Raw genomic sequence first — 9,642 nt, 5'->3', positions numbered from 1 at the left:
ATCAAGTACTTAAGCATAGCTACATTAAGTTTTACATCACTATCGGTTTTTGGGCAGATTTTCAGCACCGCACAAAACCCACTTAGTGTAAAATGGAACTATATTTATTCGGGCGGCTTTAAAATCATCTATCCGCAAGAACTGGAGAAAGAGGCACAAAGAATGGCCAATACCCTACCCTTTATCTACCCCAAAATAGGACTGGGTTTAAGGCAGCAAAAAACCGCTATTCCACTCCTACTCCAGAACCGCGGAACCGTGGCAAACGGCTTTGTTCAACTCGCACCCAAGAAGTCTGAATTCTATGCAACTCCTCCTCAGTTTTTCGATAGTCAGGATTGGCTAAACAACCTGGCAGTACACGAGCTTAGACACATTGCTCAGTTTGACAAATTGACAGGAACGCAAGCACACCCCTTTCCCGAACTGGTTTACTTTGCTTACTTTGGCGCGGGCATCCCCATCTGGTTTTTTGAAGGTGATGCCGTAGTTAACGAAACCGCCTTGACGCATTCGGGCCGGGGCAGGCAGCCCAATTGGATCATGCCTTACCGGGCTTCAATTTTAGAAGGCAAAAAAATCTCATACAGTAAAGCCTATTTCGGCTCGAACAAAGACGTAACTCCTGGTTACTATCAAACCGGATATTTGATGGTATCGGATATGAAGGAAAAATATGGGCAGTTCATTTCCGACAGCATACTTAGCGACATTAGAAAAAGACCAGTAAGGCTGTACCCCTTTTCGCAGAGCTTAAAAAAATTCACGAAACAGAATTCCAGAACCTACTTTCTTTCTACCCAAAACAAGCTCGCTGAAAAATGGAAAACACAGCAAGAAAAATCTATTACAGAAAGCTATGAAAGCCTAAATAAAAAAGCTGATTTGGCAACCGATTATTTTCTTCCTGTTCGGTTAAATAAAAACCAGGTTTTAGCCCTAAAAGAAAGCAAGACAGATACACGATATTTCGTGATTATTAACGAAGATAAATCGGAACAAAAATTATTCGGAATTGGTTATCAGGAACAGCCTTGGTTTAGCTTAAAAAATGATCTTTTGATCTGGGATGAAATACGTTATGATCCGCGCTACAAACAACGGAGCTACAGCGTAATCTGTTCATATAATTTGAAGACCAAAAAATTCAACAAATTAAGCAGCAAAAGCAGGCTCTTCTCTCCCAGCCTTTCTAACGATGGAAAGAAAATCATCGCTTCAAAAGTGGAGCTGAACAATCAGTTCAATCTGGTTGAGTTGGATGCAGTCTCGGGAAAAATTTTAAAGACCTACCCTAACCTTGAAAACGAAATCCTGCAGATGCCTTCATTTGATCAATCAGGAAATAAGGTTACTTATGTCAGCGTAAATGAAAAAGGAAAAAGTTTATGGTTGATTGACGGAGAAAAAAAAACGCAACTGATTTCTAACAGCCGACAACAGTTAAGCCGACCGATCTTTATCAACGACAAAATTGTTTTCAATGCGCACTTTAATGGGATCGATAACATCTACAGTATAGATCCTGGTTCGAAAAAAATAAATGCGCTCAGCGCGTCCGAGTATGGGGCCTTTAACCCTAGCGAAACCGCCGATGGAAAAATCATTTTCAACAATTATAAAATCAATGGTTATGAAATTGCAGAAACCGTATTAACCGAAAAACCAGTTGGAGAAAATAACTTTGTGGATTTCTCGGCCGCTGCAGAAAAGCAGGAAAACGTTGGGAATGTTTTCGACAAGATTCCCGATAGCACCTACCAAGCCAAGCGTTATCATCAGGCCTTAAATCTTTTCAGTTTCCACAGCATTATTCCGGTTATCGACAACGAATATGTTTTCGGTCTGGAGCTGCAATCAAACAATCTGCTCAACACGATGGACTTTTATACCGGCGCAAAATACCACCGCGATTTAAAACGTTTTGAGTACACGGCAGATATTAGCTATAAGGCACTTTATCCTGTATTTAGTGTATTGTACCGCAACCGCCCGAAAAGAACGTTCTACAGAGCTAAAAACGCGGTACAACAAGGCGACTGGAGAGAGAACTACATCAAGTTTAATGCATCGGTTCCGCTATCGTTTAACACGCGCAATGAGAACTATGCTTTTACCCTAAATGCGGCAACTAGTTTTACGCAAAGGTACATGCCGGAAAACATGCCTACTGGTTTTATACGCGAGCTTAAATTTCCGATGGAATACAATTTTACTTTTAACCACAGTGTCCGTACTACCGAAAGGGATATTGCCCCCAAGTGGGCACAAGTATTTAGGGCAACTTATAATCACCAGCCCTTCGATAAAAACTTAAAAGGAGAAATTTTAGCGCTCGAAAGTTTCCTTTACTTTCCTGGCGTTGCTAAAAACCATTCCTTTTTAGCGAGCTTCAATTATCAGAAAGCAAGCGGTGTAAACCAATACGCCACTGAGATTGCAACCGTTTATGGCTACAACAATATTTTAGCGAAAAGTAAACTGCAAAACAGTCTGCTTTTTAACTATCGTTTTCCCTTTGCTTTTCCCGATTGGGAGTTGGGTCCTTTCGCTTATGTCAGAAATTTTAGGGCAGGTTTATTTTGCCATTATGAGAACATTGGCAAGGGCACAACGTTTAACGATCCGAAAACTTATGGCGTAGAATTAAATACCAGTGTAAACCTTTTGCGCTATCAACCTGTTGTAGATTTAGGAGCGAGATTGGTTTTTGTTAATCAGATTTACAATCAAAATCCGATATTAGAGTTTTCATTTAATTATAGCTTTTAAAACCATGAGCGCAAAAACAATCTCCATCATTATCCTGACTGCATTACTTACCATATTTTTAATGGTGAATACCGAACCTGTTGATTTCGATTTCCTGGTTACCACACTTCCAGTATCTAAACTTCTGGTTATCGGTATTTGCATCATCATCGGTTTTATCATTGGCTTTGTTGTGGGCCGTCCGCGGAAAACATTGAGCAGTTATGATGATGAGATCGAAAGAAACCAACCGGTTTCGAATAAAAAAGAATTGAGCGATGAAGACAGAGATTATATCAGCTAAGAGTTAGGACTAGTAGGATTCTACGATCTGATACTCAATAGCAAAATCGTCATCTCGACTAGAACGCAGTGAAATGGAGAGATCTGCTTCGATAGATCTCTCGGCTTTGTTGCACTTCGCTCGAGATGATGGCGACTTGTGAGTGATCTTTTTAAACTTTCTGTCAATCACATTGGTTTTTATGCAATAGATTTTTTATCGAAATGACGGGTATTTTTTTTTCGTAGTTAAAGTGCCGACATTATCTCACCGTATAACAACCCACTACCACCTCCATAGTGCTGGATAATTTTCAGGTCTGGCCTTAAGGCGAGAAGTTTATTTTTCAGTTCAGCTTCTGATTCCTGATCAATTCCATTTCCAAGTAAAACCAAGTCAATGTGTTGTTCTTTGCAAATGGAAATGGCTTCTTCATTTTTGCAAACACACAAACCTTTCCATTCAGGTCTGGCATTTAACAAGCGGTTCATTACTACAGTAATTTCTGTATCCCGACCAATATAAAGTATAGTAGTTTGCATATTTCTTTAAATAAATAAACCTCGCAGGTTTTGAAAACCTGCGAGGTTTGGTTAAAATTATTTTTTAATTCAGTTCCATCGGAACATCCATCAATAAAACCTCTGCATCTGCAGTATTGGCTTTAAAACTAATGCTATCAGTATCCCAAACGCCTAATCCATCTCTTTTGCTCAACACTTGTCCGTTTATGGTTACTTCGCCATTGATTACAAAAGCATAAACACCGTTTCCAGCTTTTTTGATTTTGTATTCCGTTTCAAAACCTTCATCAAACTTACCTAACGAGAACCAGGCATCCTGATGAATCCAAACACCGGCATCATCAGCATTTGGTGATAAAATCTGCTGGAAGTTATTGTGCCTTGCTGCAACATCTAACGTTTGTTGATCGTAACGTGGCGTAACATTTTTCTTGTTAGGGAACAACCAGATCTGCAATAAGTTTAACTGCTCATCTGCATTTGCGTTAAACTCGCTATGGCTAACACCTGTTCCGGCGCTCATTACCTGAATTTCTCCATTTTTAATTACGGCCGAATTGCCCATACTATCTTTGTGAGCAATTGCACCAGCCAATGGAATGGTAATAATTTCCATGTTATCGTGTGGGTGCGAGCCAAAGCCCATTCCACCATCAATACTGTCGTCATTTAAAACCCTTAAAACTCCGAAGTGCATCCTTTCTGGATTGTAGTAATTAGCAAAACTGAATGAATGGTGTGCATCTAACCAACCATGATTAGCATGACCGCGGGTGTTTTCTTTGTGCAAAATAAACTGTGACATAAATTTCCTTTCTTGTTTATGATACAAATTTACAGCAGCGATGTTTACCAAACATTGATGTAGGGTAAGAAAGTAGTCGGAAGTTCAGAGTCTTAAGTCAATCACCGATTGTGCCTTGCCATTACGGCATCGCTGTTAAGCTCCCTTAACGCATCTAATGCTACCCAATTTGCTTTTTTATTGTTTTGGGCGAGGATATTGTTTGCGGTTTGGATGGCATGCTCATGTAGAAAAAGATTTCGCTTGCCAATTTGCCTCAATGCCCAGTTGGTTGCCTTTTTAACAAAATTCCGGTTATCGTAGGCTTCTCTTTCGATGATCGGAAGAAAACTCAGAAAAGTTTCGTCAGGTTCTTTCTTGAGGTGCACGGCTGCCTCAGCCATCAGTACAAAACCAGTACGTTTCACAAATTCTGCTTCAGCCTGGGCAAACTCAAAGGCCTTCGGCTTAAAATAAGGCGTTTTAACGAAAAGATTTCCGCAAGCCTGATCACATATATCCCAGGAACTAAAATCATTCGTCCATGCGTTTATTTGCGTTTCTGTCACCTGTTTATAATCACTGATAATGGTTGCTAAAAGGCAGGCCTCATGAAACCCAGTTTTCCAAAGCAATAAAGAAAGTTCCTGATTCTTTCCAATTTGCCTGGCCAGTTTTCTGATATTCGGCAAACGGACACCAAAAGCTTTAGAAATATCGATCCCAAAATGAGCCATCTTTTTTAGATAATCAGGCTCGCTGATGGATTTTAATTCGGAAAGGACAAAATCTAGATCATTCATCATACGAATTTAGTTTTTTTGAAAGACTTCCGAAGTTTAGGCAACGCGCAGGCCTTTGAAACTTCGGAAGTCTAAAAAAGGCTACCGTAAACGATGCCTCATACTGCATTAAACATAACCAATCCTTAACACTGTTTCGGTTTTAAGTTTACATCGATCTTTTAAACTTGTTTAAATTTAACCATAACAATCAACCTTTTAAAACCCATGCAAAAAAACATTATTTGGATGCTATTAGCGTCTTGCCTATTCACATTTTCCTGCGAAAAGAACAAATTATCTGAAGAGGAGGCTAGCACAACAAACCAAAAGAAAAATATGCTAATGGCTAACACTACAGTAGCCAGCGCTGCTGCAAGCGTAAATGCCTATTCAAACACATCGACCTACATCAACACTGGTTTTTCATTTTTAAATCCAACACAAATTGATAAAAACCGCCAGGCTATTGGCGGCAGTGCTTACACCGAAGTATATGGCTTTAATGTCCCAGAAGAAAACAGGGTAAGGGGTATTAGATGGAATGAAGATGATGAAACTACATCCATATGGCGCCCCCAGGGAATAGCTGGTTTTTCTAGAAATGGTGTACGTTACTTATTGGTAAGCTGGTACGCCAAAGATGCTGCCGAGAGCAAAGGATCGAGAATAACCCTTATCGACATCAGCCCAAGTTCGAGTACTTATTTAACTTACCGACATATATTATTGGTACAACCTACCCTTCCAACTGGCACACTGGATTATACGCAATATGGCGCTTACGCCCCTTTAAATGTGCATGCAGGTGGAGTAGCTTATTTTAATGGTAAAGTTTATTTAAGTAGTACAAGTTTAGGATTAAGGGTATTCGATTTAGACAAAATTATTGAAGTAACTACAGGAACGGGCACTGATGATAAGTGCGGGAAAGATGCTAGCGGTAATCTTTATGCTTTTAATTACAGGTACATCCTTCCGCAAATAGGTTATTATAAAATTAATGAGGCAAGTCCTTTTTCAACAGTACAGGTAAATTACGAGAACAATCAATTATGGACAGGGCAATATTACGCCGGCAGTGCAGATGCATCAATTGTACCTAAAATATTCGGGTTTCCGATAAACTCATCCGGCGAATTGCAGAATTCGGGCATACAAACAGTGATTCCAAAAAACAGCCTATTTACTTCAGATCATGCACATGGGATACAAGGCGTTTTTAGAAAAGGGAATAGAACCTGGCTTTCCTGCACCGGATCGCCTAGCGAATCGTACGGATCAACCGCCCGCTTAGCAAGGTATACAGATGGTGATACGAATACTGTTCGATACAGGTGGCCATACGGCGCTGAATCGTTATATCTTGAAGCCCAATACGGGTATTTATGGAGCTTAACTGAATTTGAACCCAATGCCGGAGCTCAAAATGGCAGTCAGGTTAACCGCTGTATATTTGCTGTAGATTTTTCAAAATACGAATAGTTACAACCTAACTTCGATTATTAGTTTTTGCTTTTTGGTGTTTTAACTATTTTTTTTTCTAAAACGATCGTCACCCTGACCTGTAGCGCAGCGAAAAGCTACGCAGTAAATTTATTTCAGGGTCTTTCTAACCTGGACCAATAATTATTATTTTTCAATAATAATTATTGGTCCAGAAACACAAGAGGCTGTATCATATTTATAAATTCTATCCGAATTTGTCACGTTGAGCCTGTCGAAACGCTTTTAGCAAGTCCTTCGACAGGCTCAGGATGACAATTATTTATGATACAGCCTATTTCTATTTATGCCTTTATTAAGCCAATGCCTGTTCAATATCAGCTAAAATATCGTTGATATGCTCCAAACCAATTGATAAACGGATTGAACCTTGCTCAATACCAACTTCATTACGCTGTTCTTCGGTAAGTTTGCTGTGTGTACTGGTAGCAGGGTGTGTTGCAATGGAACGGGTATCGGCCAAATTTGCGGAGATAGAGAACATTTGCAGACCGTCCATAAATTTACGTGCAGCATCAATACCGCCTTCAACCACAATGGTTACAATACCACCACCCTGTTTCATTTGCTTCTTGGCAATATCGTACTGCGGGTGCGAGGGTAAAAACGGATACTTTACCAGTTTAATTTTCGGGTGTTTTTCTAAATATTCTGCAACTTTTAAAGCATTTTCACAATGGCGGTCCATACGGATGGCCAAAGTTTCTAAACTTTTAGATAGAATCCATGCGTTAAAAGGCGATAATGCCGTACTTAATCGGCTGTTGCAGATATGGTGTAGCAAAACAATTATCAATAACCAGTAATACCTTGTGTTTTTTAGCCAGATCGCCCAAAAATTCCAGATCGATAATGTCGATGCCAGGATTAGATGGCGTTTCTACAAAAATCATTTTGGTATTGGGTTTAATCAAAGCTTCCCAATCCTGTGGTTTATCCAGATCTGCATAATCGAAAGTTACGCCCCAGTTAGAAAAAACATTGGTTAATAATTGATGTGTAGAACCAAAAACTGATCTGCTCGAAACCAAATGGTCGCCATTTTTTAAAAATGCACCAAATGTGGTAAAAATCGCAGCCATTCCAGTTGCAGTGGCAAAACCATCTTCGGCACCTTCTAAGAGGCACATTTTTTCGATAAACTCTGATGTATTTGGATTTGAATAACGGCTATAAACATTCCCTTCCTTTTCGTTAGCAAACAAAGCACGCATTTCTTCCGCATCTTCAAACTTATAACTCGAAGTAAGGTAAATTGGCGATGAATGCTCTTTATGTAAACTGCGTTCGGTTTGAGTGCGTATGGCTATGGTTTCAAAATTTTCGGATTTCATTTTTAAGTATCAAGATTTGAGTATCAAGAGATGGGTATCAAGATTTGAGTATCAAGTATCAAGATGTGGTGTGAGAATAAAGTCGTCATCATAAATTTTAAGATGTGCTTCTCGATACTTGCTACTTGGTACTTTATACTTCTCTTTTGTTTATTTTGTAAGTAAAATTAATCGTTGCAGAGCGGCCTAAAATATTCGATACAGAGCAATATTTATCGAAAGTCATGGCTAAAGCGCGCTCAACCTTTTGAATGCTTAAATCGCCAAATAAATCGAAGTGAATATCGATTACATCAAAAATCGGTGGCATTTCTTCCTCTTTTCTGGTCGCATTTATAGCGATTTTAATATCATCAAGTGGTTCCTTCTGCTTGGTTAATACATTTACCATATCAATGCCGCTGCAGCCACCCAATCCAATCAGTAACATCTCCATCGGTCTGAAACCTTTTCCTTCGCCACCAATGGCAGCTTTTGCGTCCAACTCCACAGTAAAACCGCTCTCGTTTTCTGCTTCAAAATTAAATTTACCGCTCTTGCGGATTAGATTTATGTTCATCTTGTTAGTATCGAGTATTTAGTATCAAGAATCAAGACGCATTTGCTTTAGTCTTTCTGCTTTAACCTTTAAGCTCTATTTAAATATTATAATAAACTAAGTTATTTTTTTCCAGTTCTGGCAACTTAACCGGATGGTTAAAAAGTGCAAAAACCGACGAACCGCTACCACTCATTAAAGCGAATGTTGCGCCTGCATCGTATAAACTGGTTTTTATTTGACGAATTTGGGGATACTTTGCGAATACCGATAGTTCGAAATCGTTGATAACCTTATTTTTCCATGTTGTTGAATGCAAATGTATAATTTCTTTTAACGATTGCAAAGGTTTTTGCGGTTTTACATGCGCATAAGCATCGGCCGTACTTACATGTACAGGCGGTTTTACCAAAACTTTAAACCAGGCTGACAAATCTATTTCACACTTTTCAAATTCATCACCTTTATTAAATGCATAAACGGGTTTGTTCTCTATAAAAAAAGCACAGTCTGCCCCTAGCTGGCGGGCATAACCTTCCATCTTATCAACAGACATCCCCAAAGTGAATTTCTCATTTAATAATTTGATCAAGAAAGCACAATCTGCCGATCCGCCACCCAAACCTGCACCAACTGGAATATTTTTCAATAAATTGATCTGTTGCGCCGGAATATCAAAATCTTTCTTTACCAATTGATAAGCTTTAAAACACAGGTTATCGTTCGGGTCGCCAGGAATATCAATCCCATGAATTTTGCACAAAGTTACCTCTGCATCGGTAATTTCGACCGAATCTTTAATATTGATCGGATAAAAAACGGTTTCGAGGTTGTGGTAACCATCAGCACGTTTTTCGGTGATGTTTAAGCCTAGATTTATTTTTGCGTTGGGAAAAGATAGCATGTTAGTCCTGAGTCGTGAGTCTTAAGTCGTGAGTCCATGGTGCCGAAACCATTGGGCGGTTCTAACTGCAAACATACAAAAGTGTTTTTTACTGGGTTATGTTTCTTTGCATTTTATATAGCCGGGCTTTTTTGGAGCGCAATTGTGGTGGTTTATCGCCTACTTTGTTCCCGTGTTCCGCTTTTACGCTTTCCCGAAAGTTCGGGATTCCTCCTCGCTGCAGGGTAACACTGCAC

General features: G+C 39.4%; 8 protein-coding genes and 1 pseudogene. 3 read left to right on the top strand and 6 right to left on the bottom strand.

Annotated elements, in window-relative coordinates:
* Nucleotides 1–2,772: TolB-like translocation protein (locus AC1DND_RS14150; RefSeq protein ID WP_477582486.1), on the top strand; the 2,772-nt coding region annotated here is incomplete at its 5' end.
* A 4-nt stretch (nucleotides 2,773–2,776) separates the two neighbouring features.
* Nucleotides 2,777–3,055, top strand: coding sequence for a LapA family protein (locus AC1DND_RS14145; RefSeq protein WP_029276236.1), 279 nt, complete (start codon nucleotides 2,777–2,779; stop codon nucleotides 3,053–3,055).
* Nucleotides 3,056–3,282: 227 nt separating this feature from the next.
* Here AC1DND_RS14145 and AC1DND_RS14140 read toward each other — a convergent pair whose 3' ends face one another.
* From AC1DND_RS14140 to AC1DND_RS14130, 3 genes are all read right to left on the bottom strand, one after another.
* Entirely contained in the window at nucleotides 3,283–3,576 is a 294-nt protein-coding gene (locus tag AC1DND_RS14140; protein WP_477582484.1) for a hypothetical protein, read from the bottom strand.
* A gap of 64 nt (nucleotides 3,577–3,640) precedes the next feature.
* Nucleotides 3,641–4,363 (bottom strand): pirin family protein, encoded by a 723-nt coding sequence (locus tag AC1DND_RS14135; protein ID WP_029276239.1) that lies wholly within the window; start codon nucleotides 4,361–4,363, stop codon nucleotides 3,641–3,643.
* Nucleotides 4,364–4,464: 101 nt separating this feature from the next.
* Nucleotides 4,465–5,148, bottom strand: coding sequence for a DNA alkylation repair protein (locus AC1DND_RS14130; protein ID WP_477582482.1), 684 nt, complete (start codon nucleotides 5,146–5,148; stop codon nucleotides 4,465–4,467).
* Between the two features lie 321 nt (nucleotides 5,149–5,469).
* Here AC1DND_RS14130 and AC1DND_RS14125 point away from each other — a divergent pair, with 321 nt between their 5' ends.
* Nucleotides 5,470–6,609, top strand: a complete 1,140-nt coding sequence (locus AC1DND_RS14125) for a hypothetical protein (RefSeq protein WP_477582480.1) — start codon at nucleotides 5,470–5,472, stop codon at nucleotides 6,607–6,609.
* A gap of 316 nt (nucleotides 6,610–6,925) precedes the next feature.
* Here AC1DND_RS14125 and AC1DND_RS14120 read toward each other — a convergent pair.
* The 3 genes and pseudogenes from AC1DND_RS14120 to ispE all read right to left on the bottom strand — a co-directional run bounded on the left by AC1DND_RS14120 (nucleotide 6,926) and on the right by ispE (nucleotide 9,406).
* Nucleotides 6,926–7,964 (bottom strand): annotated as a pseudogene (locus tag AC1DND_RS14120) (trans-sulfuration enzyme family protein).
* Nucleotides 7,965–8,097: 133 nt separating this feature from the next.
* Nucleotides 8,098–8,523: an OsmC family protein gene (locus tag AC1DND_RS14115; protein ID WP_029276247.1), complete on the bottom strand. Its 426-nt coding sequence runs from the start codon at nucleotides 8,521–8,523 to the stop codon at nucleotides 8,098–8,100.
* Nucleotides 8,524–8,602: 79 nt separating this feature from the next.
* Nucleotides 8,603–9,406, bottom strand: coding sequence for a 4-(cytidine 5'-diphospho)-2-C-methyl-D-erythritol kinase (ispE, locus tag AC1DND_RS14110; RefSeq protein ID WP_477582478.1), 804 nt, complete (start codon nucleotides 9,404–9,406; stop codon nucleotides 8,603–8,605).
* Between the last annotated feature and the right edge of the window lie 236 nt (nucleotides 9,407–9,642).

It is taken from the genome of Pedobacter sp. 01N416, assembly GCF_056399685.1.
Note: the sequence above shows the minus strand (reverse complement) of the source record. Positions and strands in the feature narration are given on the sequence as shown.

Bases quoted from the DNA above. Each gene is read 5' to 3' on its own strand.
- AC1DND_RS14145 (WP_029276236.1), top strand. From the start codon at position 2,777: ATGAGCGCAAAAACAATCTCCATCATTATCCTGACTGCATTACTTACC.
- AC1DND_RS14140 (WP_477582484.1), bottom strand. From the start codon at position 3,576: ATGCAAACTACTATACTTTATATTGGTCGGGATACAGAAATTACTGTA.
- AC1DND_RS14125 (WP_477582480.1), top strand. From the start codon at position 5,470: ATGGCTAACACTACAGTAGCCAGCGCTGCTGCAAGCGTAAATGCCTAT.
- ispE (WP_477582478.1), bottom strand. From the start codon at position 9,406: ATGCTATCTTTTCCCAACGCAAAAATAAATCTAGGCTTAAACATCACC.
- AC1DND_RS14115 (WP_029276247.1), bottom strand. From the start codon at position 8,523: ATGAACATAAATCTAATCCGCAAGAGCGGTAAATTTAATTTTGAAGCA.
- AC1DND_RS14130 (WP_477582482.1), bottom strand. From the start codon at position 5,148: ATGATGAATGATCTAGATTTTGTCCTTTCCGAATTAAAATCCATCAGC.
- AC1DND_RS14135 (WP_029276239.1), bottom strand. From the start codon at position 4,363: ATGTCACAGTTTATTTTGCACAAAGAAAACACCCGCGGTCATGCTAAT.